The sequence below is a fragment of the [Empedobacter] haloabium genome (genome assembly GCA_008011715.2).
Classification (GTDB): Bacteria; Pseudomonadota; Gammaproteobacteria; order Burkholderiales; family Burkholderiaceae_D; genus Rugamonas; species Rugamonas haloabia.
This window is the reverse complement of sequence record CP136508.1, coordinates 2,089,846-2,113,370: the sequence shown is the minus strand read 5'-3', so window position 1 is coordinate 2,113,370 and position 23,525 is coordinate 2,089,846. Positions and strand designations below refer to the sequence as shown.

Genomic DNA, 23,525 nt, shown 5'->3' with positions numbered 1-23,525 from the left:
CGGCCGCTTTGCGCGGCCGTCCAGATTGTAGCAGTTTGTGAAGTAGCTCTTCACTGCCGCGGATGAAAACCGGGGTCAGTCCCGAAGGGTGTATAGCCGGGACACATAGGTAACACATGTCGGGAGACATGGGTTACACATGAAATTGCATTTTACGTCACGGCCTTGAGGTCCAGCTCCATTACTTTGTGATGGCAGAACCGGACCTCAAGAAGGCCGTCGTTGTCAGGATCGGGCCTGATCGCGACCGGCTGTCCCTGCATGCCCTCTCCGATGTAGTGGCGTTGATTGGCATACGAGATGTAGCCCTTCGCATCGACCTTTCTCACAATATCGCTGGATAGGTACTCGATGGGCCGCAAGACACTGGGCAGTTCGCGTCCGCTGCGCTCATACCGTGTGATCGGCGGCTTCATGCCTAAAGCGTGGTGGGGGCGAAGCATGTTGTATTTGTCACGCCACTCATCGAAGGCCAACTGGCACTGAGCAATCGAACCGAAGCCGCGACGATCAAGCAGCTCTAGCTTTAGAGTACGATGGAAGCGCTCATCTTTACCTTGCGTTTGCGGATGATACGGACGGCTATGGCTGATGCGGATACCGAGTCGAATGAGCCACACCTTGAGCTTTGTCAGCCCTTTGAGACCAGTACTTCCCCAAGGTGGACCGTTGTCAGCAGTAATTCGATCAGGCAGCCCGTAGCGCTCAAACGTCGCTTGCATCCCTGCCTGGACAGAGCTGAATCGCTCGTTAGAACAAGCGGTAAGGCAGACGCTATAGCGGGAATGGTCATCAAGGATGGTCAGCGCATGGCATCGCCCTGCGGCCTCTGTGGTCAGCCCGAAATGTCCTTTGAAGTCCATCTGCCAAAGCGAGTTCGGTAGGTCATGCTCGAAGCGTGTCGAGGCCAAATCCTGTTTAACCGGCGCCCCAATAACCTGGCAGCCATGGCGCTTTAAGATCGCGTCAACAGTGCTGTGGTGGGGGCGTGGCAGATGCTCGGGCAAGAGCTCACGCAGCTTGCGTGAGCCCCAGCATGGATTCTCCAAATGCAGCGCTAGCACCTGCAGCTCTAGTTCATCCGACGAGCTTGCAGGCGATGAGTGGGGTCTACGCGATTGCTCGAACAGCCCCTCCGCACCATGGTTGGCATATCGATCGAGCCATTTGTATGCAGTCTTCCGGCTGATTTGGAACGCCCGGCAGAGGGCAGCGATGTTAGCTTCCGGAGCTTGGGCGAGCATGACAAACTCGAGTCGGGACGACATAGTGGTGGACTCCTTCCAAGGCATTGCACGCTCCTGTTAGTTGCTGTGCAATGATCATAAAAGGTGTTACCTATGTCTCCCGACAAGTGTTACCTATGTCTCCCGCCCAAACACCCGAAGGGACAGACCCCAATCCCTGATACCGTGACGGAGCGTCAGGCTTGGGGTCTGTCCCCGCCTGGGGACTGACCCCGGTTTTTATCGCGGTCGTTCGCGCTGCTCAAGCCGCGTGGCTCAGCTGCGGCGCGGCCGCCAGCGATTTCGGCAGGTTGACGGTAAACGTGCTGCCCTTGCCCGGCTCGGACTCGATCGTCAGGGTGCCGCTGTGGCGCAGCAGCACGTGCTTGACGATGGCCAGGCCGAGGCCGGTGCCCTGCGTCTCGCGCGAGCGGCTCTTGTCGACGCGGTAGAAGCGCTCCGTCAGGCGGCTGATGTGCTCCGGGCTGATGCCGATGCCGTTGTCCCGCACCACGAAGCGCACGCCGGACGCCGTGTCCTCCCAGCGCAGGTGGATGGTGCCGCCGGCCGGCGTGTAACGCACCGCGTTGGCGGCCAGGTTGCCGAAGGCGCTGTACAGCTCCTCGCCGCTGCCCATCAGGTCGCCGCCCTGCACGTCCAGCGTGATCTCGTGCTTGCCGGCCGACAGCGCCTGCGCGTCGCGTTGCACGCGCAGCAGCAGCTTGCCGATGTCGACCCGCTCGGAGCGCATCGGGTGGTCCAGCGACTCGAGGCGCGACAACGTCAGCATGTCCTCGATCAGGTGCTGCATGCGGTGGCCCTGTTCCATCATCAGCTTCAGGTGGGCCTGGCGGGTTTCCTTGTCCAGCTGCTCGGAGGCGGCGATTTCCAGGAAGCCGACGATCACGGTAAGCGGCGTGCGCAACTCGTGCGAGGCGTTGGCGACGAAGTCGCGCCGCATCATGTCGGTGCGTTCGGTTTCCGTGATGTCGTGCGTGACGAGGATCTGGCGCCGGTTCTCGAACGGGATGATGTGCACGATCAGCTTGCGGCCGCGGAACGACAGGGTCAGCGGCTGGTCGTAGCGGCCCAGGATCAGGTAGTCCATGAAATCGGGGCTGCGCACCAGGTTCGTCACGCGCATGCCCTTGTCGCGCTCCTGGCGCAGGCCCAGGTGCTCTTCCGCCGCCGGGTTGCACCACTCCAGGAACAGTACGTCGTCCATGATGACGACGCCGTCCGGCAGCAGGTGCATCGCCTGGCGGAAGCGCGCCAGCCATTCGGTCAGCTCGGCCTGGTTTTTCTCGTCGTCGCGGCGCATCCGGTACAGCCGTGAGAACACCGGGGTCCATTCGCCCCAGCCATCGGGCAGTTTGGCGCTTTGCGGGTTGTCCAGCCAGCCGGACAGCTGGAACAGGTAGTGCAGCTGCACCAGCGCCATCCCGAGCACCAGCACCAGCGCGGACCACAATGCCGTCATGGGACCGAGCCACCACCACAGCACCCCCACACCCAGCGCGCCGAACGCCAGGCGCAAGGTGACCGGTACCCAGAACAGCAGCTTCGGATTCATCGCCCGCCCTTACGCTTTCTCGGACAGCATGTAGCCCACGCTGCGCACCGTCTTGATCAGGTGCTCCGCCTCCTTCAGGGCCTTCCTCAGCCGCAGCACGTGCACGTCCACCGTGCGCTCCTCGATGACGACGTGGTCGCCCCACACCTTGTCGAGCAGCTGGCTGCGCGAGAATACGCGCTCCGGATGGGCCAGGAAGAACTTCAAGAGCTTGTATTCGGCGTGGCCGATGTCGATCTTGTTCTCGCCCATCGTGACGGTGCAGCTGACCGGGTCCAGCGTGATCGGGCCGGCGCGCATGGCCGAATCGGCATGCTCGGGGCTCTTGCGGCGCAACAGCGCGCGCGCCCGGGCCAGCAGCTCGCGCGGCGAGAACGGCTTGGTGATGTAGTCGTCGGCGCCGCTGTTCAGGCCCGCCAGCTTGTCCTCTTCCATGCTTTTCGCCGTCAGCATGATGACGGGAATGTCGGCGAAGTGGCGGTCGCCGCGGATGCGGGCCAGGAGGCGCAGGCCGCTCTGGTCGGGCAGCATCCAGTCCAGGAGGATCAGCTGCGGCTTGCGCTCATGGATGAAATCCCAGGCCTCGGCGGTGCTCTGCACGGCGCAGCAGTTCCAGCCTGCCTCGCGCAGCGAGAACGTCACCAGCTCGACAATGGCTGGTTCGTCTTCCACAATCAGTACGGTCGTTTTGTCGGCTGCCATGTTTCTGACTTAATTTTCCTCGGGTCCGATGGCCACGCTGGCCGGCTTGCTGTGCCGGATGTCGCGCCCTTCCACCACATAGATGACGTATTCGGCGATGTTCTTGGCGTGGTCGCCGATGCGCTCGATGGCCTTGGCCACCCACATCGTGTCCAGCGCAGCCGAAATTGTACGCGGATCTTCCATCATGAACGTGATCAGGTTGCGCATGATGGAACGGAACTCGTGGTCGATCACGGCGTCCTGGGCGATCAGCTGCAAGGCCTGGTTATGGTCATTGCGGGCGAACGCGTCCAGTGCGTCGTGCAGCATGTCGCTGGTGGCGGTCGCGATGGTGCGCACCATCTCGTAATGGTTGACGGTCACGGCGCCGCGCGAATGCAGGCTTTTCGCCGTGCGCGCGATCTTGGTGGCCTCGTCACCGATGCGCTCCAGGTCCGTGATCACCTTGATGGTGGCCATGATCGTGCGCAGGTCGTTGGCGGCCGGCTGGCGGCGCACGATCAGGTGGCTGCACTGGTCGTCCAGCTGCACTTCCAGCTGGTTGACGGCGTCGTCCTCGCGGATCACGCGCTCGGCGCGCTCGACGTTACCGATGCGGAAGCACGTCATCGCATCGAGGAACTGCGTCTCGACCATGCCGCCCATCAGGAGCACCTTGGAGCGGATCGCTTCCAGGTCGTGGTCATACTGTTTGGATGAATGTTCGCCCATCATGGCTGCTCTCCCGTTGTTCTTTTTCGATCAGCCGAAGCGGCCGGTGATGTAGTCCTGCGTTTCCTTGCGCGCCGGGTTCATGAAGATCTGGTCGGTCTCGCCGAACTCCACCAGTTCGCCCAGGTACATATAGGCCGTGTAGTCCGAGCAGCGCGCCGCCTGCTGCATATTGTGCGTGACGATGGCGATCGTGTAGTCCTGTTTCAGTTCGCTGATCAGCTCTTCCACCTTGGAGGTCGAGATCGGGTCCAGCGCGGAGGTCGGCTCGTCCAGCAGCAGCACGTCCGGCTTCACCGCCACGCCGCGCGCGATGCACAGGCGCTGCTGCTGGCCGCCGGACAGCGACAGGCCGCTCTTGCCCAGCTTGTCCTTCACTTCGGTCCACAGCGCGGCCTTCTTCAGCGCCCATTCCACCCGCTCGTCCATCTCGCCCTTGGACAGGTCCTCGTACAGGCGCACGCCGAAGGCGATATTGTCGTAGATCGACATCGGGAACGGCGTCGGCTTCTGGAACACCATGCCCACCTTGGCGCGCAGCATGTTCACGTCCTGGTCCGCGTCCAGGATATTGCGGCCGCGGTAGGCGATGGTGCCTTCGGCGCGCTGGCCCGGGTACAGGTCGTACATGCGGTTCAGGGTGCGCAGCAGGGTCGACTTGCCGCAGCCCGATGGACCGATGAAGGCCGTGACCTGCTTCTCGTGGATGTCCAGGTTGACGTTGGTCAGGCTGCGCGTCTTGCCGTAGTAGAAATTCAGGCCCTTGATCTCGATGATCTTGCTGGCCGCGCGGGCCTGGGGTGCGACGGCCTGCACCGGCTTGGTAACGTTCATATGGGTGGTCTCTTGGTTCAGCATACGATCAATTCGGGATTTTCTGGGTGAAGACAGTGCGCGACAGGATGTTCAGCGCCAGCACGGAGAACGTCACCAGCAGCGCGCCGCCCCAGGCCAGTGCGCGCCAGTTGTCGTAGGGGCTCATCGCGAACTGGTAGATCACGTACGGCAGGTTGGCCATCGGCTTGTTCATGTCGGCGTTGAAGAACTGGTTGTTCAGGGCCGTGAACAGCAGGGGCGCGGTCTCGCCGGAGACGCGGGCCACGGCCAGCAGCACGCCCGTCACCACGCCCGCCTTCACGGCGCGCAGGCGCACCATCATCGCCACCTTCCAGCGCGGCGCGCCCAGCGCGAACGCGGCTTCCAGCAGGCTGTTGGGGACGAGACGCAGCATGTTGTCGGTGGTGCGCACGACGACCGGCACGGCGATCAGCGACAGCGCGATCGACCCGGCATACCCGGAGAAGTGGTTCACGTTGGCGACGTACAGCGTGTAGACGAACAGGCCGATGACGATCGACGGCGCCGACAGCATGATGTCGGTGACGAAACGCGTCACCTGCGCCAGCTTGTTCTCCTCGCCGTATTCGGCCAGGTAGATACCGGCCAGGATGCCGATCGGCGTGGACACCAGGGTGGACAGGCCGACCATCATCAGGCTGCCGACGATGGCGTTCATCAAACCGCCCCCTTCGCTGCCGGGTGCCGGCGTGGTTTCGGTGAACAGCGACAGCGACAGCGCCTGGAAGCCGTTGATCAGCAGCGTGGCGAGAATCCACAGCAGCACGGCGATGCCGAGCGACATGGCGAATACGGACAGCGCGATGCCGACGCGGTGCTGCAGCAGCCGCTTGCGATAAACCTTGTTGACTGGAGCATGCATTATTTGACGCCTTCCTTGCGCGACATCCCCGCCAGCATCAGCTTGGCGGCGGACAGCACGATGAACGTGATGACGAAGAGGATCAGGGCCAGCGAATACAGCGACGACACGTGCAGCGGCGTCGCGGCCTCGGCGAATTCGTTGGCCAGGGTGGAGGCGATCGAGTTGCCCGGTGCGAACAGGGAGGCCGACAGCTTGTTGGCGTTACCGATCACGAAGGTGACGGCCATCGTCTCGCCCAGCGCGCGGCCCAGGCCCAGCATGACGCCGCCGACCACGCCCGTCTTGGTGTACGGCAGCACGATCTTGCGGACCACTTCCCAACGGGTGCAGCCGAGACCATAGGCCGACTCCTTCAGCACGGCCGGCACGATCTCGAACACGTCGCGCATCACCGAGGAGATGAACGGGATGATCATCACGGCCAGGATCAGGCCGGCGGTCAGGATGCCGATGCCCATCGTCGGGCCGCGGAACAGCTCGCCGATGATCGGCAACAGGCCGATGGTGGACTTCAGGAACGGCTGCACGTAGTCACCGAACAGCGGCGCGAACACGAACAGGCCCCACATGCCGTAGATGATCGACGGCACGCCGGCCAGCAGCTCGACGGCGGTGCCCAGCGGGCGGCGCAGCCACACCGGGCAGATCTCGGTCAGGAACAGCGCGATGCCGAAGCTGACGGGGAAGGCGATCACCAGCGCGATGGCGGCGGTCGAGAGCGTGCCGACGATGGCGATCAGCGCGCCATACTGGTCGTTGATGGGGTCCCACTCGACGCGGGTGATGAAGCCGGGCCCGAACTCCTTCAGGGCCGGCATGGCGCCGATCGCCAGCGAGACGATGATGCCGATCAGGACGAACAGCACCGACAGCGCAAACAGCATCGTCACCTTGTGGAAGATGAAATCCTGGATGCGCTGGCGGCGCATGACGCCGAGCATGGCCGCCTGCGAGACGGCATTCGCGGCCGGCGGCTCCGTCACGGGGACGGTGGAAATTTCTGCACTCATGGACATTTTTATGATTTCGGTGGAGGTAGCTAGCAGGGCATCTCGGTTGCCGTCAGCGGGGGTGGAGACCGTGCCGAGAGGCCCTGCTAGCCCCCTCGGGGACGAGGGGACGGGAGGAGACTTAGTACAGAGCCTTGCCGGAGGCGTCCTTCAGGTTCTGCTTCCAGGCGGCCTGGACCTGCTTGACGACCGTGTCGGGCATCGGCACGAAGTCCAGTTCGACGGCCGACTTGTCGCCGTTGGCGAAGGCCCAGTCGAAGAACTTGATGACTTCCTTGCCCTTGGCGGCGTCGGCCTGCTGCTTGTACATCAGGATGTACGACACGCCCGTGATCGGCCACGAAGCCTTGCCTGGCTGGTCGGTCAGCACCACGCCGAAGCCCGGGGCCTTGGTCCACTCGGCATTGGCGGCGGCGGCCTTGAAGTTCTCGTCGTCCGGCTGCAGGAACACGCCATCCTTGTTCTTCAGCTGGGTGTGCGCCATCTTGTTCTTCTTGGCGTAGGCCCACTCGACGTAGCCGATCGCGCCCTTGATGCGCTGCACGTTGGCGGCCACGCCTTCGTTACCCTTGCCGCCCACGCCGGTCGGCCATTTCACGGCCGCGTCGGCGCCGACCTTGGTCTTGAACTCGGCATTGGTCTTGGCCAGGAAGTCGGTGAACAGGAACGAGGTGCCCGAGCTGTCGGCACGGTGCACGACGGTGATGTCCTCGGCCGGCAGTTTCACGCCCGGGTTCAGCGCCGCGATGGCGGGGTCGTTCCACTTGGTGATCTTGCCCAGGTAGATGTCGCCCACGACCTGGCCGGTCAGCTTCATCTGGCCCGGCGCGATGCCGTCCAGGTTCACGATGGTGACGACGCCGCCCATGATGGCGGGGAACTGCATCAGGCCTGCTTCGTCCAGCTCTTCCGCCTTCAGCGGCTTGTCGGAAGCGCCGAAGTCGACGGTCTTGGCCTTGATCTGCTTGATGCCGGCGCCCGAGCCGACGGAAGCGTAGTTCAGGCCGTTGCCGGTGGCGGCCTTGTAGGCTTCGGCCCACTTGGCGTAGATCGGATATGGGAAGGTAGCACCGGCGCCGGTAATGTCCGCCGCGGCGGCGGTCGTGAAGGCCATTGCTGCGGACACGCCTACGATGAGGGAGGCCATCAACTGTTTCATACGCATATCAAAGTTCCTCTAGGGAGGTTGAACAAGTACCACGGGTTTGAATGCGACGGAGTGTAATGACTCAATATGACAGCTTTATGACATCGATGGCGCTCTCTGAAATATTTCGTGACAGCCCGGCTTGCCGCACTTATTGCTGAGCTGGGAAGGCGCATGAATCCGTTGTCATAATCGGTAGCCTTGCAGTCATGAAGTTGTCATATTTGATCTCTACACTGTCACGCAGCCCACGCGTGCACCGGTGGCGGTAAAATAGTTGTAGACATGAATAGAAGAAATGACAAGCCCATGAAGCCTGAAACTCGTGCGGAACTTGCGCGCCATGCTCTGTTTCTCGACCGCGAATTGTCCCAGCTGGCGTTCAACCGCCGCGTACTGGCCCAAGCCGAGGACCCGTCGATTCCCGTGCTGGAGCGCCTGCGCTATCTATGTATCGTCAGCAGCAACCTGGACGAATTCTTCGAAGTGCGGGTGGCGAGCCTGCTGGCGGCGGCCAGCGTGGACGGGGTGCTGTCGGAACACCCGGCGCTGACAGCCAACCTGAACCGCGTCAGCGCCGAGTGCCATGCGCTGGTCAACCGGCAATATGAAGTGCTCAATACCGAGGTGCTGCCCCTGCTGGAACAGAACGGCATCCACATCGTGCGGCACAGCCAGCGCACCGAGGCGCAACGGGCCTGGGTCAAGGACTACTTCGAACGGGAAGTGCGCCCGCTGTTGACACCGATCGGCCTCGACCCCGCCCACCCGTTCCCGCAAGTGGTCAACAAGAGTTTGAACTTCATCGTGGCGCTGTCCGGCAAGGATGCCTTCGGGCGCGGCACCGCGATCGCCATCGTCAAGGCGCCCCGTGTCCTGCCCCGCATCATTCCCCTCCCCGCCGGCCTGTCCGACCAACCCGGCATCTCGTTCTGCCTGCTCTCCTCCATCATCCATGCCCACGTCGCCGACCTGTTCTCCGGGCGCGAAGTGCTGGCCTATTCGCAGTTCCGCGTCACGCGCGACTCCGACCTGTGGGTGGACGAGGATGAAGTGAAAAACCTGCGCCAGGCCCTGAAGGGCGAACTGGCCGGGCGCCAGTTCGGCCGCTCGGTGCGGCTCGAAGTAGCGAAGAACTGCCCGCCGGAGCTGTCGCAGTTCCTGCTCGACCAGTTCAACCTGGACAAGACCCGGCTGTACCAGGTGGACGGGCCGGTCAACCTGGTGCGCCTGAACGAGATCGCCGAGCACACGAAAAAGCCCGAGCTGCGCTTCCCGCCATTCATCCCGGGTGTGCTGAACAAGACCGTCAACAACGACATCTTCGCCACCCTGCGCCGGCACGACATGCTGCTGCACCACCCGTTCCAGTCGTTCCAGACGGTGATCGATTTCATCCGCTCGGCCGCCACCGATCCGTGCGTCGTCGCCATCAAGCAGACGGTCTACCGCACCGGCATGAACTCGGACCTGATGGAAGCGCTGATCCTGGCCGCGCGCCTGGGCAAGGAAGTGACGGTGGTGGTCGAGCTGATGGCGCGCTTCGACGAGGAAGCCAACATCAACTGGGCCGACAAGCTGGAACAGGCGGGCGCCCAGGTCGTGTACGGCGTGGTCGGACTGAAGACGCACGCCAAGATCGCACTGGTGATCCGCCGCGAAGGCGGCAACGACAACCCGGTGCTGCGTTACTACGCCCACCTCGGCACGGGCAACTACCACCCGACCACGACCAAGTTCTATACGGACTTCGGCCTGTTGACCTCGAACCCGGAGCTGGGCCGCGACGTCAACGAGGTGTTCATGCACCTGACCAGCCTGGCCAAGCCGCAGAAGCTGAACCACATCTGGCTGGCACCGTTCGCGCTGCAGGACCAGATCATCAAGGCGATCCGCAACGAGGCGAAGATCGCCAAGTCGGGCAAGCCGGCGCGCATCATCGTCAAGGTCAACGCGCTGGTGGACGAATCGGTCATCCGCGCGCTGTACGCGGCCTCGCAGGACGGCGTGCGCATCGACCTGATCGTGCGCGGCGCCTGCACGCTCAGGCCGGGTGTCGAGGGCCTGTCCGAAAACATCCGGGTGCGCTCGATCATCGGCCGCTTCCTCGAGCACAGCCGCATCTACTATTTCCGCAACGACCTGCAGCATGACATCTACCTGGGCAGTGCCGACTGGATGAACCGCAACCTGTTCCGCCGCATCGAGGTCGCGTTCCCGATCCTGGATCGCAGCCTGAAACGGCGGGTAATGGCCGAGGGGCTGAATCCCTACCTGAAGGACAATGTGAATGCGTGGGAGCTGGAGCCGGACGGCCACTACCAGCGTCGCAAGCCGCGCGCCAAGCAGCAGCCGTTCGGCGCGCAACAGCACCTGATGCAGACCTTGGGCACGACAACGGCCGAGGCCACGCGGCCGACCCCGCCCGCCGCGTGACCCCGACCACAAGGAGAATGGATGGACTTGATCTTATGGCGCCACGCCGAAGCCGAACCTGGCCATGAAGGCCTGCCGGACCTGGAACGGGCCCTGACCGGCAAGGGCCTGAAGCAGGCCAAGCGCATGGGCAAGTGGCTCGACTCGCAGCTGCCGGAGAACTGCCGCATCCTCGTCAGCCCGGCCGTGCGCACGGTGCAGACGGCCGAGGGACTGGGCCGCAAGTACAAGACCAACGCCGAGCTGGTGCCGGGCGCCGAGCCGGAAGCGATCCTGCAGGCCGCGGGCTGGCCGAACGGCCGCGAGACGGTGCTGATCGTCGGCCACCAGCCGACTCTCGGTCAGGTCGCGTCGCTGCTGCTGACGGGCGAACCCTTGGACATCGAAATGAAAAAGGCCAGCGCCTGGTGGTTCACCCAGCGCGACGCGGACGAGCCGGTGGTCCTGAAGGCGGCGATGTCGGCCGACCTGGTCAAGTGAGAATGTGAATTCTCGGCTGTAAAAAATGTGTCGCGGCGCCCTTGCAAAGGCCATCGGGCCTGCTACAGTTTAACTGTATCAACCAAGGGAGCGGGCTGTCGCAAGGTGGCCCGGAATACCATGCCTACTCTGCTGACGATCGGCATCGCCATTGCGACCGTGGCGCTGATCGCATTTGAAATCGTGTCCGAAAGCCGTGGGGCGCACCACAAGCTGACCGACCGCTATCACGAAGAATAGCGAACGCTTCGACCAGAGCGAGGCTCCGCAGCAGCCCGTGTCCGCGCACGGTTTGCCGACGGAGCCTTAATTTTTGGTGCCACCGCTGCGCTCGTATGCTGCGCCGCAACATCGACAACTCCGCTAGTATTTCGGCAACTCCACGCACTTGCGTGACACAACCGACTACGGAGGTTCCCTTGCATATCGTCAAAACCAACGGCCCGCGGACCGTCAGCCTGGCCCTGCAGGGTGCCGGCACCTACGGGGCGTTCACCTGGGGCGTGCTGGACCGCCTGCTGGACGAGGATGTCATCATCGACTGTGTCAGCGGCAGCAGTTCCGGCGCCGTCAACGCCACCGTGCTGGCCGACGGTTATGCCCTTGGCGGCGGCCGGCGCGGCGCCCAGGCCGCGTTGCGGCGCTTCTGGACGGGGCTGGCCCAGGTGGCCGCCCTGGGGCCGTTGCGCCCCACGCCCCTGGACCTGCTGGCCGGTCGCGGCTCCTTGCAGCACTCGCCGGCCTACCACCTGATGGAAGCGGCCGGCGTACTGATGGGGCCGGTGCTGCAGACTCCGCTCACGCACAACCCGCTGCGCAATGTTTTTTCCAGCCTGATCGATTTCGGCCGGGTGCGCGCCTGCACCGAGCTGGAGCTGTTCGTGGCCGCGACCAATGTGCGCACGGGCACGGGCAAGCTGTTCCGCCGGGAGGAAATGGATGCGCAACGGCTGCTGGCGTCGGCCTGCCTGCCGACGGTGTTCGCGGCGGTCGAGGTGGACGGCGAGAGCTACTGGGACGGCAGCTTCGTGGCCAACCCGCCGCTGGCGCCGCTGCAGGAACGCGCCACGCGCGACGTGCTCGTCGTGCAGAACAACCCGATCGCCCGCGCCGGCATGCCGCGCAGCCTGGCCGACATCAGCAACCGCGCCCACGAGATCGCCTTCAACATCAGCTTCGCGCGTGAGATCAGCGCGCTGATGCACGCGGGCGGCGTGCCGGACGAACAGCGCGGTGCCACGATGCGCATCGAGCCATTGCGGCTGCACCTGATCAGCGGTACGGACACGCTGGGCACCTACGGCGTCTCCAGCAAGTTCAACGGCGAGCTGCCGTTCCTCGAGCAACTGCACGACCTGGGCGTGGCCGCGGCCGAGCAATGGCTAAGCGAGCACGGCCACAACCTCGGCGTACGTTCCACGATCGATACGGGGCCGGTGTTCTTTGCGGAGCGGGGGTTGCGGGCTTGAGGGGACGCATAGGGCTGGCTGCACGGCGGCGGGAGAATGGATGGTCGTCGTTTTCAGGAGACCGTCGTGCCGCGCCAGCCACGCTTGTTGCTGCAGGGAGTGCCTTTGCATTTGATTCAGCGGGGGCATAATCGGGAAGCGTGTTTTTTCAGGGAGTGGGACTACCGCGTCTACCTCGACACACTGGGTGAACAGGCGCGACGTACGGAATGCTCGTTGCATGCATATGTATTAATGACAAATCATGTGCACTTGTTAGCCTCGTTCCGCGACGTACACCGCTTGCCAGACTTCATCCGTGGCCTAGGTCAGCAATACGGCCAATACCTCAACCGGCGCCGGCGCCGTTGCAGCACGGTGTGGGATGGACGCTATCGATCCAGTCCCATTGCCGATGGACGCTACTTGCTTGTCTGTCAGCGCTACATCGAACTGAACCCAGTGCGTGCAGGGATTGTCGGGCGACCTGAAGACTATTGTTGGTCGAGTTATCTGGGCAACGCGGGTGTGCGGCCGGATGGGTTGCTCACGCCTCACGCGCTGTATAGCGGGCTCGGCGATAATCCGCACGAACGCTACCGCGCATACTGTGGGCTGTTTGGACAAGACTTGAGTGCGACGGAACTGAAGGCGCTGCGCCGCGCCGCGAATGGCAACTGCGTCATCGGCAACGCGTCGCCGCAATTTCCAGGCTTAGGGTCTGTCCCCGCAGGGGACTGACCCTGGTTTTCCTCCGCGGCGTATGTGATTAAAACCGGGGTCAGTCCCGGAGCGACAGACCCCAAGCCTTGATACGTCTCAGGCTCACGACAGGCAAATCGCTACCATTTCGGGAGGCCAGCTGCGCAGTACGGCCGAAACGCTTACCCCAGCAAATCCAGCAACGACCCCGTCCCACCAGACTGCTCCTGCATCTAGATGTGTATAAGAGACAGGTGTACAGCTGCGCCAGCGCCTGCGCCTGCACCGTCAGCGACTTGGCCAGCTTCTCCTTGCGGTCGGTCAGCTGCTCGTAGTCGCGTGTGACTTGCGTACGCGAACGGGCGAGCGCGCCGCCGTCGGCCGAGAACGCGTCGATTTTCTTGTCCAGCTTGTCCGCCAGGCCGCGCCCTTCATTGGTAAACAGCTTCGTTACGGCGGACGGGTCCGCTGCGATCGCCGCTTTCAGCTTCTTCTCGTCCAGCACCATCTGGCCCTTGGCGTCCAGGGTCACGCCGGCGTCAGCCAGGCCGCCGCCCATCTTGACCATCTGGCTCAGCTGGCTGCTGATATTGCCCAGCGTCGCGTCGCCCTTCAGCGCGCCCGCCTGCAGCGTGGCCAGCCGCGCCGTCAGGTCGTTGTAGCCCTGCACGAAGGCAGCCACGTTCTTGCCGATCTGGCTCGTGTCCTGGCTGACCGTGACATCCGTCTTGCCGGCCGCCGTCAACGTCAGCGTGGTGCCGGCGATCGCCGTGCCGACGCTGTTGCTGGCGCTGGCGATCTCCTTGCCGTCCACCGTCAGCAGCGCATCCTGTGCGGCCTGGGCCTGCTGCATGCCGGTGCCCGAAGGCGCCGCCGGATCGAAGCCGATGGCCGCCTTCAGCGCCGCGTCGCCCGTCACGCCGATGCGGATCGCCTGCGCCGCGCCGTCCTTGCCCTTGACCTGCAGCGAGTAGCCGCCCTCGCCCTTGACCACCGCCGCATCGACACCCGCTTCCTTGAGCGCCTTGGCGATACCGTCCAGCGTATTGTTGCTGCTGTCGATCGTGATCGTCTTGCCGCTGCCGCCGGCGGCCTTGAAACCGTCCGCCGTGAGCGTGCCGATGTCGATCCGGACGGTGGCGGGCGTGCCGCTGCCGATCTTCGTGTCCGCCAGCGGCTGCGTGGCGCTGTTCAGCACCTGGTGCTGCGCCAGTTGGCGCACGTCCACCTTGTAGGTGCCCGCCTTGGCGCCGGTGCCGGTGGCGGCCGTCAGCACGCCCTGGGCCGACGCCGTGGCCGACGTGGCCAGCCCGGCACCGCCGATACCCTCGGCCAGCGCGCCGAACGCCGCCAGCGCACTCTGCAGCTGACCCAGGCCGGACAATTTCGTCTGGTCCTGCGTCAGCCCGGCGTTGAGCTTGTCGATCGTGCCCTTCTGCCCCTGCAGCGCCTGCTGCACGCGGGCCGCCACCGTCGGCGACAAGGTCGTGCTGGCAGCGGACGGCGTCTTGCCGTACAAGGAAGACAGGATATTGCTGGCGTTGGTATTCATGGGCAAGCTCCAGTGGCGGAATACGGCATCATCGCATGCCGCCGGCAAATCAAAGCGCGGAACAGACAGGCAATCAATTGCCAATCCATACCGCTGGTCACTTTCCTTATTTACTTCTACTGCTACTTCATGAAGCGCGTGATGGCCGCCAGCACGTCCGGCGCCAGCGGCTGGAACATGAAGCCGACCTTGAACTCGTCACCGCTGAAGATGCAGTGCACGACCTTCGCACGCACCGTGATCAGCTGGGGCTTGCCCTCGACCAGCATCTCGAACACGACCTGCCCGGCCTGGCCCGGATTGAGCTTCTTTTCGGTCGTGACGGACACGCCGCCCAGGCTGATGTCGTAGGTGCGCGCGCCCATCGGCTGGCCACCGTCCAGCACGACCATCGCCCGCGTCCGCATGATCTTGCGGGCACTCTGTCTTTGTTCGACTGACACTATTTTTACCTGTACAAACGTTCGTTAAGGAAGCACCGCCATTCTAACGTGCCCGAAGGAAACTGTTCACTGCAGCTCGCGCAAGCGATTGAAAGCGTCGTCGATCCGGTCGACGGCAATGATCGTCATGCCCTCGATCGGCTGCTTGGGCGCGTTGGCCTTTGGGATCATGGCGATGGAAAAGCCCAGCTTGGCGGCCTCGCGCAAACGCTCCTGCCCGCGCGGCGCCGGCCGGATCTCGCCGGCCAGGCCCACCTCGCCGAACACGACGAAGCCGCGCGGCAGCGCCTTGTTGCGCATCGATGAGTTAATCGCCAGCAGCACCGCCAGGTCGGCCGCCGGTTCCGTGATCTTGACGCCGCCCACCGCGTTGATGAACACGTCCTGGTCGAACGCGGCGATGCCGGCATGCCGGTGCAATACGGCCAGCAGCATCGCCAGCCGGTTCTGCTCCAGGCCGACGGACAGGCGGCGCGCGTTCGGCAGATGGCTGGCGTCGACCAGCGCCTGGATCTCCACCAGCAGCGGCCGGGTGCCTTCCTGCGTGACCATCACGCAGGAACCGGGCACCTGGTTGTCGTGCTGCGACAGGAAGAGCGCGGACGGATTCGAGACGCCCTTCAGGCCCTTCTCCGTCATCGCGAACACGCCCAGCTCGTTGACGGCGCCGAAGCGGTTCTTGATGGCGCGCACCAGGCGGAAGCTGGAATGGCTGTCGCCCTCGAAGTACAGCACCGTGTCGACGATGTGCTCGAGCACGCGCGGCCCGGCCAGCGCGCCCTCCTTCGTCACGTGGCCGACCAGGATGATCGTCACGCCGGTCTGCTTGGCCACGCGCGTCAGCTGCGCCGCGCATTCGCGCACCTGCGCCACCGAGCCCGGCGCGGACGTCAGCGCGTCCGAATACAGGGTCTGGATCGAGTCGATCACGGCCACCTGGGGCCGCACGTCCGCCAAGGTGCCGAGGATCTTCTCCAACTGGATCTCGGCCTGCAGTTTGAAATCCCTGGCGTCGATGGCCAGGCGCTTGGCGCGCAGCGCGATCTGCGCGCCCGATTCCTCGCCCGACACGTACAGCACGCTGCGCAGGCGCGACATCTCGGCCAGCGCCTGCAGCAGCAGGGTGGATTTGCCGATGCCGGGGTCGCCGCCGATCAGCACGACGCCGCCGGCCACCAGGCCACCGCCCAGCACGCGGTCGAATTCATCGATGCCCGTGCCGAAACGGGGCACGTCGAGCGCCTCGATCTCGTGCAGCGACAGCACCGGCGCCGTCTGCGCCAGTGCCTGGTGCTGGCCCTGCGAGAAGCGGTTCACGCCGGCCGTCTCGACGACGGTTTCCACCATCGTGTTCCACTGCCGGCACGCCGGGCACTGGCCCGTCCATTTGGTGCTGGTGCCGCCGCATTCGCTGCAGGTGTAGTTGGTCTTTGCTTTTGCCATGCGGCGGTCCTGGATCGTTGAGTGTCTTTATATATGAGGGCGCAAGCTCAATCCTCAAGCACCGGCACGCGCGGCGCCACCGCGCACATCAACTCGTAGCCGATCGTGCCAGCCGCTGTTGCCACATCGTCAATCGGCAGGCCCTCGCCCCACAGCACCACGCGGCTGCCCACGCCAGCCGCCGGCACCGGCGTCAGGTCGACGGCCAGCATGTCCATCGACACGCGACCGACGGTGCGGGTGCGCACGCCGTCCACCAGGATCGGCGTGCCGGTGGGCGCGTGGCGCGGGTAGCCGTCGGCATAGCCGCAGGCCACCACGCCGATGCGCATCGCGCCCTCGGCCTCGAAACGGCTGCCGTAGCCGACGAAGTCGCCCGCCTGGATGTCCTGCACGCCGATCAGGGTGGAGGCCAAGGTCATGGCGGGCCGCAGGCCGTACTCGGCCGCCGTGCGGCCGCCCGGCGTGCCGCCGTACAGCATGATGCCGGGCCGGATCCAGTCCGACACCAGCGCATCGCCCATGCCCGGCATCTGGAACACGCCGGCCGAATTGGCCATGCTGCGCGGTCCCGGCAGCCCGGCCGTGCCTTCGGCGAAACGGCGCAGCTGTTGGTGCAGCGAGACGCACGGGTGGTTCGCCTCGTCGGCATTGGCGAAGTGGGTCATCAAGGTGATCTCGCCCACGTGCGGGATCGCGCGCAGGCGGGCAAACGCGGCGCCGAACTGCTCCGGCTTGAAGCCCAGGCGGTTCATCCCCGTGTTCATCTTCAGGTGCACGTTCAGGGGGCGCGCCGGCGGCGTGCGCGCGCAGAAGTCCTCCAGCAGCGCGATCTGCTCCATGCAGTGCGCCGCGCCGTTCAGGTCGTGGCGCGCCATCGTTGCCAGGTCGGCCGCGTCGAACCAGCCTTCCAGCAGCAGCACCGGCTTGGTCCAGCCCATCTCGCGCAGCCGCACGGCGTTGTCGAACTCGATCAGCGCCAGCCCGTCGGCGGCGGCGAAGCCGCGCAAGGCCCGTTCCAGCCCGTGGCCGTAGGCGTTCGCCTTGACCACGGCCCAGGCCTTCGAGCCAGGGGCGCAGGCGCGCGCGCGTTCCAGGTTGTGCTGCATCGATGCGATGTGGACGGTGGCGGTGATGGGCCTTGGCATGGCAATTCCAGCAAAATTTCGAAGCCCGGATTGTACCGCAGGCAGCCCCCCGGACGTTACCGCAGGCAGGCTCGAAGGCACGCTCCAAAGCGCAGCCCCTTTTCTTTGGAAAGCCTACCTTTCATGGTATAAAGCAAGCCGATATCAGTTTTCAGGCTCACAGAATGAACCGTGGTTTTTATACCATCATGGCAGCGCAGTTCTTTTCGTCGCTGGCGGACAACGCATTGTTGTTCGTCGCGATCGACCTGCTCACCAGGATGCACTCGCCAGCGTGGATCACGCCACTACTGAAATTTCTGTTTGTCCTGTTCTATGTCCTGCTGGCCGCGTTCGTCGGCGCCTTCGCCGATTCGCTGCCCAAGGGTCGTGTCATGTTCATCGCGAACATGGTCAAGATCTTCGGCTGCGCGCTGCTGTTCGTGCAGATTCACCCGCTGGCCGCCTACGCCATCGTCGGCATCGGCGCCGCCATTTACTCGCCCGCCAAATATGGCATCCTGACCGAGTTGCTGCCGCCGGAAAAGCTGGTCGCGGCCAATGGCTGGATCGAGGGCCTGACCATTTCGTCGATCATCCTCGGCACCGTGATGGGTGGCGCGCTGGTGTCGGCAAAGGTAGGCGCCATGATGCTCTCGTTCGACTTCCCCCTGCTCGACACCAGCATCGACAGCGCCGCCGAAGCGGCGCTGTGCGTCGTGGCCGTGCTGTACATCGCCGCCGCCCTGTTCAACCTGCGCATTCCGCTGACGGGCAGCGTCTATCCGCACCAGGAGCGCAACCCCGCGCGCCTGATCGAGGATTTCGCCAATTGCTGCGTGATCCTGTGGAAGGACAAGCTGGGCCAGATCTCGCTGGCCGTCACCACGCTTTTCTGGGGCACCGGTGCCACGCTGCAGTTCATCGTGCTGGAATGGGCCAAGCAGTACCTGCACATGACATATGAAAAGGCGACGACGATGGTTGGCCTGGTCGGCGTCGGTGTCACGGTGGGTGCCGTGCTGTCGGCCAGGTTCATCACGCTGCGCCGCTCGCTGTCCGTCATCCCGCTGGGCGTGGCGATGGGCTTCATGGTGATGGCGATGGCGTTCGTGCACAGTACGTGGATCGCCTACCCGATGCTGATCGGGATCGGCATCCTGTCCGGCTTCTTCGTGGTGCCGATGAACGCGCTGCTGCAGCACCGCGGCCACGTGCTGATGAGCGCCGGCCATTCGATCGCCGTGCAGAACTTCAACGAGAACCTGTCGATCCTGACGATGCTGGCCGTGTATTCGCTGATGCTGCGGCTGCACCTGGACCTGCAAGTCATCATCATCCTGTTCGGCCTGTTCCTGGCCGGGACCATGGTCTTCATCATGCGCCTGCACGCGGCCAACCAGCGCGAGCACGATTCGCTGGCGCTGATCGGCGAGCACAAACACTGATCGGGGCGCGCTGACCGATCAGGGCGCCCTGCGTCCCGGGCGCCGTTCCGCGGCGCGCTGCGGCCAGTCGTCCGGCACCACGAACGCGCGCGTCTGTTCCACCAGCCAGTCCCCTTCTTCGCGCACCGCCGCCACCATCACGGGCGAGCGGTCCTGCGCGAACTTCTGTTCCAGTACCGTCAGCAGTTCCGCGCGCGCCAGCGCCGGCGGCGTGGGCGGCACCGAGCCGTCCCGCGCGGGCCGCGCCGGCGCCTGCAACGGCGCCAGCCACTGCAGGCGCGGCATGACGATATGGCGTTCTGCCGCCGTCGCGGCCAGTCCGCTCAGCGTATGCCAGCGCGCGCGGCAGTGCCCGGGGCCGATGCCGGGCAGCGGCGGCGCCGCCCCTTCCGGATAGAACAGCCAGCCCTTGACGAGGGCTTGCGCCGCGATCACCGGTTGCGGCAGCAGCGCCTGCGCGGCCGGATGGCGCGCCAGCTCGAGCTGCTGGCCGAAGATCTTGCGCAGCTTGCGCCCCAGCGTGTCGGCCAGGTTCGGCCCGACCAGCTGGTCGAAATCGCCGCCCGGGTCGTCGCTGTCCAGCAAATAGAACTTGGTGGCGAACTCGAGATGGCGCAGGCCGGCGCCCGTGTCGAGCAGGAAGTCGAATTCGCCCACGGTGCCGTTATTGGCGGCCCGTACCTGCAGGCCATGCGCGAACAGGTCGCCGCGCTGGGCGAAATAGAAGGCCATCAGCTTTTCCGCGTACAGGCCGAGGCGCGAATAGTGGCGCGCGCCCAGTGCCGCATCCAACGGGGCCGGATCGGCTTCCAGTTGCGCCAGCCACGCGGCGGTCGCCGCATCGGCAGGCCCGCCTGCCGCGACGCGCCCCTGCCAGGCCGGTGCCGCCGGGTCCAGCAAGTCGGGCGAATCGAGCAGCCAGGCCAGCGCGCGCACGTGCGGGCGCGTCAGGTGGCCCCAGCGGCGCGCGAAGCGCGCCTGGTAGGATGTGAAATCGGTGGCGTCAGCGCCGGCCGGCATGGGCGGAGCGGGCCAGGCACAGGTCGGCCCAGGCCCGGGCTTTGTCTTCCGGCCGGCGCAGCAGGTCGGCCGGGTGGAATGTCGCCACGACGGGCAGCTCGCCATGGCGCAGCACCTTGCCGCGCGCGGCCGCGCCCAGCAGCGCCTTGGCCGTGACGCCGCCCAGGGTCAGCACCAGCCCGGCCTCGGTCAGCTCCAGTTCGCGCTGCAGGTAGGGCCGGCAGGCCGCCAGTTCGCTTGGGGTCGGCAGCCGGTCCACGCCCGCGTCATCGGCGGGGCGGCATTTGACCAGGGTGGTGACGTAGGCGCCGCCGCCGGTCGAGAGGTCGACGGCGCGCAGCATGTTCTCCAGCAGCTGGCCCGGGTCGCCGGCGAACGCGGTTGCCTCGTCTTCGTCCGCCGTCGTCGGCGCGGGGCCCAGCACGAGCCAGCGCGCGGCCTCGTCGCCGCGGCCCGGCACGGCCGCGCGGCGCGTGTGGCACAGGTCGCAGCGGGTGCAGCGGCGCACGGCGGACTGCAGCTCGCGCCAGTCCATCGATGCGATTTCCTCGTCCGTGGCGGCGCGGGCCGCGCTCGTGGCGGCGGGACGCGCGGCCGGCGCCGGCACGGCGTCGAACCAGGCCGTGTCCTCGCTGGCGCTGGGAACCTGCGTGCGGGCGGGCTCGATCTTCTTGGCCGGCTGCTTCAGTGCCGGCGCCGTCGAGGGCGCCGGCGGCGCGTTGTCGAACCAGGCGGTGTCGGCCGCCGGCGCCACGGATGGCGGCATCGCCGCGGGTGCCGGCACGGGTTCGGTCGCCGCGACGTCGACTTGCTCGGCCATCGCGCCGCCGGTCATCACGTCATCGGTCCTCACGTTATCGGCCATCACTTCATCGGCCATCACTTCATCGGCCATCTCCGGCACGCGCGCGGGCCGGTCGCGCAACAGCCATTGCGGCCCCACGCCCATCGCATCCAGGAACACGGCACTGCGCTGCGACAGCTCGCTCATAGCGCGATCCGCATCACGATGGCATCCTCGCGTGTGCCGTTCGCGGCCGGATAATAGCCCTTGCGCCGGCCGATCTCGGTAAAGCCGTAGCGGCGGTAGATTTCCAGCGCGCGCACATTGGACGGGCGCACCTCGAGCAGCATCGATTCCATGCCCAGCCCGCGCGCGCAGGCGGCCGACTGGTTCAGCAGGAAGCGGCCCAGGCCCTGACCCTGCCACGGCGCGGCCACGGCCACGTTCAGCAGATGGGCCTCGTCGACCACCCCCATCACGAGGAAATAGCCCAGCAGTTCGCGTGCGGGATTGCGCAGCACCCAGGCCTGGTAGCCGTTCTTCAGGGAGTCGGCGAAATTGGTGCGTGTCCACGGATGCGGGTAGACGCTCTGCTCGACGGCGACGACGTCGGCCAGGTCGGTCACCTGCATCGGCTCGTACACCAGCCGCGCCAGGTCCCAGGCAGGCGAATGCTTCATCGCGGCGCCCTCATGCCGCCGCCCCGTTCATCTCGGCGCGCTCGGCCTTCGTGTAGGCGACCTTGTTGCGCAGGTAGAGCGGTTGCGCCTCGGCCGCCGGCACGCCCTGCCCCGCCGTCAGTGCGATGGCGCCCAGCCGGGCCACCTGCACGGCATGCGGCACGATGGCCGTGTCGGCGCCCGCGCATGCCGTGCCGAACGCCTCGGCATAGGCGGCGATACCGTTGCCGCAGACGGCAGGGGCGCCGCTGGGGCGCACGTCCTGCGGGGCCGACAGCGCGGCTGCCTGGGTGACGACGGGCACGCCACCGTCGATGCGGTACTGCGCCCAGTAGACTTCGTTCATGCGCGCGTCCAGCACCGCCAGCACGTCGGCAGCGCCGTGTTTTTCGTGGCAGGCCAGCGCCATCGCATCGAGCGTGACGACGGGCAGCAGTGGCTTGCCGGCGCCGAACCCGAGGCCCTGGGCGATGCCGCAGGCGGTGCGCACGCCGGTAAACGAGCCGGGACCGGCACCGTAGGCGATGGCGTCGCAATCGGCCAGCGCGATGCCCGCCTCGGCCAGCAGCTCCTGGATCATCGGCAGCACGGCCTGCGAATGGGTGCGCACGCCGGACGACTCGCGCCACGTGACGGTGCCGCCCCGCAGCAGCGCGCAGGAGGCGGGTTCGGACGACGTTTCAATTGCAATCAAGGTAACGGTGGAGGCAGACATCCGGCTATTTTACCCTGCGCGGCCGCCATGGCCCAGCGGCACGTGGACGCGTTAGAATGCCGCTACCTTCCTCTCGCCCGCCTCGCCCATGCACCAGCCGCCGCACCGCATCGTCATCCTCGGGTTGCCGCCTGCCCAGATGCTCGACGTCACCGGCGCGCTGGACGTGTTCACCATCGCCAGCGACATCGTGGAAGCCGGCGGCCGGCCCAGGCCTTATGTCGTCACGCTGGCCGGGCCGGAGGCCGGGCCGCTGATGACGACATCGGGCATTGCGCTGCACGCCACGCATGGGATCGGCGATGCGCCGCAGGCCGATACCCTGCTGGTCGCAGGTGGGCGCGGCGCGCGCGCGTGGGCCGGCAACGCGGCGCTGATCGCGGCGCTGGCCACGCTGTGCGCCCGCACGGAGCGGGTGGGTTCGATCTGCACTGGCGCCTTTGCGCTGGCCGCGACCGGGCTCTTGGACCACCAGCGCGTGACCACCCACTGGGCGCACTTCGACGAGCTGGCGGCCCGCTTCCCGGCGGTCGCCATCGAGCGCGACGCGCTGTTCGTCAGCGCGGGCAAGTACCATACCTCGGCCGGCATCACGGCCGGCATCGATTTCGCGCTGGCCCTGGTCGAACGCGACCTGGGCGCCGCACTGGCGCGCGCCGTCGCGCGCGAGCTGGTGGTGTTCATGAAGCGGCCCGGCGGCCAGGCCCAGTTCAGCACCCGGCTGCTGCACGACACCACGGGCAGCGCGGCCGAGCGCTTCGCCAGCCTTACCCAATGGATCGCCGAGCACCTGGCCGACGACCTGTGCGTGGACGTGCTGGCCGCGCGCCTGGCCATGAGTCCACGCAACTTCGTGCGCCGCTTCACCGCGGCGCTGGGCACGACGCCCGGGAAATACGTGCTGATGCTGCGTATCGACGAGGCTCGCCGGCTGTTGTCCGAAGGCGACCTGCCGGTGACGCAGGTGGCCAAGCGCTGCGGCTTTCAGTCGGACGAAGCGATGCGCAGCGCATTCCAGCGGCACGTCAACACGTCCCCGACGGCGTTCAGGGCGCGTTTTCGCAGCGCCGCCGCGAACGAGCGGTTGGCAGAAAAGCTGGGCTGATTGTCATTGGCGGCAGGCGCCGCTTGCCCTACCCTGTGCGCACATCA

The 23,525-nt window shown here is 65.7% G+C and carries 22 protein-coding genes; 6 read left to right on the top strand and 16 right to left on the bottom strand.

The annotated features are described in order from the left end of the window. Positions 1–152: 152 nt before the first annotated feature. The 8 genes from E7V67_009225 to pstS all read right to left on the bottom strand — a co-directional run bounded on the left by E7V67_009225 (position 153) and on the right by pstS (position 8,113). Positions 153–1,292, bottom strand: coding sequence for an IS481 family transposase (locus E7V67_009225; GenBank protein WUR15269.1), 1,140 nt, complete (start codon positions 1,290–1,292; stop codon positions 153–155). A gap of 196 nt (positions 1,293–1,488) precedes the next feature. After that, entirely contained in the window at positions 1,489–2,799 is a 1,311-nt protein-coding gene (gene phoR, locus E7V67_009220; GenBank protein WUR15268.1) for a phosphate regulon sensor histidine kinase PhoR, read from the bottom strand. Positions 2,800–2,808: 9 nt separating this feature from the next. After that, positions 2,809–3,501, bottom strand: a complete 693-nt coding sequence (gene phoB, locus E7V67_009215) for a phosphate regulon transcriptional regulator PhoB (protein ID WUR15267.1) — start codon at positions 3,499–3,501, stop codon at positions 2,809–2,811. A gap of 9 nt (positions 3,502–3,510) precedes the next feature. Next, positions 3,511–4,218: a phosphate signaling complex protein PhoU gene (gene phoU / locus E7V67_009210; GenBank protein ID WUR15266.1), complete on the bottom strand. Its 708-nt coding sequence runs from the start codon at positions 4,216–4,218 to the stop codon at positions 3,511–3,513. A gap of 27 nt (positions 4,219–4,245) precedes the next feature. Beyond that, positions 4,246–5,049 (bottom strand): phosphate ABC transporter ATP-binding protein PstB, encoded by an 804-nt coding sequence (pstB, locus tag E7V67_009205; GenBank protein WUR15265.1) that lies wholly within the window; start codon positions 5,047–5,049, stop codon positions 4,246–4,248. Positions 5,050–5,077: 28 nt separating this feature from the next. Next, a complete protein-coding gene (gene pstA, locus E7V67_009200) occupies positions 5,078–5,935 on the bottom strand; it encodes a phosphate ABC transporter permease PstA (protein WUR15264.1) in 858 nt (285 codons plus the stop codon). Next, positions 5,935–6,948 (bottom strand): phosphate ABC transporter permease subunit PstC, encoded by a 1,014-nt coding sequence (gene pstC, locus E7V67_009195; protein ID WUR15263.1) that lies wholly within the window; start codon positions 6,946–6,948, stop codon positions 5,935–5,937. The genes pstA and pstC overlap by 1 nt, the downstream gene beginning before the upstream one ends. 121 nt (positions 6,949–7,069) lie before the next feature. Next, on the bottom strand, positions 7,070–8,113 hold the full coding sequence (pstS, locus tag E7V67_009190) for a phosphate ABC transporter substrate-binding protein PstS (GenBank protein WUR15262.1): 1,044 nt from the start codon (positions 8,111–8,113) through the stop codon (positions 7,070–7,072). A gap of 291 nt (positions 8,114–8,404) precedes the next feature. On the opposite strand from pstS, the gene ppk1 reads away from it, so the two are divergent. The 4 genes from ppk1 (at position 8,405) to E7V67_009170 (ending at position 13,200) form a co-directional block, all read left to right on the top strand. Then, positions 8,405–10,531: a polyphosphate kinase 1 gene (gene ppk1 / locus E7V67_009185; GenBank protein WUR15261.1), complete on the top strand. Its 2,127-nt coding sequence runs from the start codon at positions 8,405–8,407 to the stop codon at positions 10,529–10,531. Between the two features lie 21 nt (positions 10,532–10,552). Further along, on the top strand, positions 10,553–11,011 hold the full coding sequence (sixA, locus tag E7V67_009180; protein ID WUR15260.1) for a phosphohistidine phosphatase SixA: 459 nt from the start codon (positions 10,553–10,555) through the stop codon (positions 11,009–11,011). Positions 11,012–11,430: 419 nt separating this feature from the next. Then, on the top strand, positions 11,431–12,480 hold the full coding sequence (locus E7V67_009175) for a patatin-like phospholipase family protein (protein ID WUR15259.1): 1,050 nt from the start codon (positions 11,431–11,433) through the stop codon (positions 12,478–12,480). A 36-nt stretch (positions 12,481–12,516) separates the two neighbouring features. Next, a complete protein-coding gene (locus E7V67_009170) occupies positions 12,517–13,200 on the top strand; it encodes a transposase (protein WUR15258.1) in 684 nt (227 codons plus the stop codon). A 40-nt stretch (positions 13,201–13,240) separates the two neighbouring features. Here E7V67_009170 and fliD read toward each other — a convergent pair whose 3' ends face one another. From fliD to alr, 4 genes are all read right to left on the bottom strand, one after another. Further along, positions 13,241–14,713, bottom strand: a complete 1,473-nt coding sequence (fliD, locus tag E7V67_009165) for a flagellar filament capping protein FliD (protein WUR15257.1) — start codon at positions 14,711–14,713, stop codon at positions 13,241–13,243. A 122-nt stretch (positions 14,714–14,835) separates the two neighbouring features. After that, positions 14,836–15,156: a PilZ domain-containing protein gene (locus E7V67_009160; protein ID WUR15256.1), complete on the bottom strand. Its 321-nt coding sequence runs from the start codon at positions 15,154–15,156 to the stop codon at positions 14,836–14,838. A gap of 66 nt (positions 15,157–15,222) precedes the next feature. Then, on the bottom strand, positions 15,223–16,599 hold the full coding sequence (radA, locus tag E7V67_009155; protein ID WUR15255.1) for a DNA repair protein RadA: 1,377 nt from the start codon (positions 16,597–16,599) through the stop codon (positions 15,223–15,225). Positions 16,600–16,646: 47 nt separating this feature from the next. Beyond that, positions 16,647–17,747, bottom strand: coding sequence for an alanine racemase (alr, locus tag E7V67_009150; GenBank protein ID WUR15254.1), 1,101 nt, complete (start codon positions 17,745–17,747; stop codon positions 16,647–16,649). 164 nt (positions 17,748–17,911) lie between these two features. On the opposite strand from alr, the gene lplT reads away from it, so the two are divergent. Further along, on the top strand, positions 17,912–19,174 hold the full coding sequence (lplT, locus tag E7V67_009145; GenBank protein WUR15253.1) for a lysophospholipid transporter LplT: 1,263 nt from the start codon (positions 17,912–17,914) through the stop codon (positions 19,172–19,174). An 18-nt stretch (positions 19,175–19,192) separates the two neighbouring features. On the opposite strand, the gene E7V67_009140 is transcribed toward lplT, so the two are convergent. The 4 genes from E7V67_009140 to tsaB are packed head-to-tail and all read right to left on the bottom strand — an operon-like array spanning position 19,193 to position 22,373. Next, positions 19,193–20,194, bottom strand: a complete 1,002-nt coding sequence (locus E7V67_009140) for a DUF1853 family protein (GenBank protein ID WUR15252.1) — start codon at positions 20,192–20,194, stop codon at positions 19,193–19,195. Then, the gene (locus tag E7V67_009135; protein WUR15251.1) at positions 20,178–21,185 is read right to left on the bottom strand and encodes a uracil-DNA glycosylase; all 1,008 of its coding nucleotides are present in this window, start codon (positions 21,183–21,185) and stop codon (positions 20,178–20,180) included. The genes E7V67_009140 and E7V67_009135 overlap by 17 nt, the downstream gene beginning before the upstream one ends. Continuing rightward, complete coding sequence (rimI, locus tag E7V67_009130; protein WUR15250.1) at positions 21,182–21,658, bottom strand: ribosomal protein S18-alanine N-acetyltransferase; 477 nt, start codon at positions 21,656–21,658, stop codon at positions 21,182–21,184. Before rimI ends, E7V67_009135 begins: the two co-directional genes overlap by 4 nt. 10 nt (positions 21,659–21,668) lie before the next feature. Then, positions 21,669–22,373 carry a tRNA (adenosine(37)-N6)-threonylcarbamoyltransferase complex dimerization subunit type 1 TsaB gene (gene tsaB, locus E7V67_009125; protein ID WUR15249.1) on the bottom strand — a complete coding sequence of 235 codons (705 nt, stop codon included), beginning with the start codon at positions 22,371–22,373 and terminating at the stop codon, positions 21,669–21,671. A gap of 88 nt (positions 22,374–22,461) precedes the next feature. On the opposite strand from tsaB, the gene E7V67_009120 reads away from it, so the two are divergent. After that, entirely contained in the window at positions 22,462–23,478 is a 1,017-nt protein-coding gene (locus tag E7V67_009120; GenBank protein ID WUR15248.1) for a GlxA family transcriptional regulator, read from the top strand. Positions 23,479–23,525: the final 47 nt, after the last annotated feature.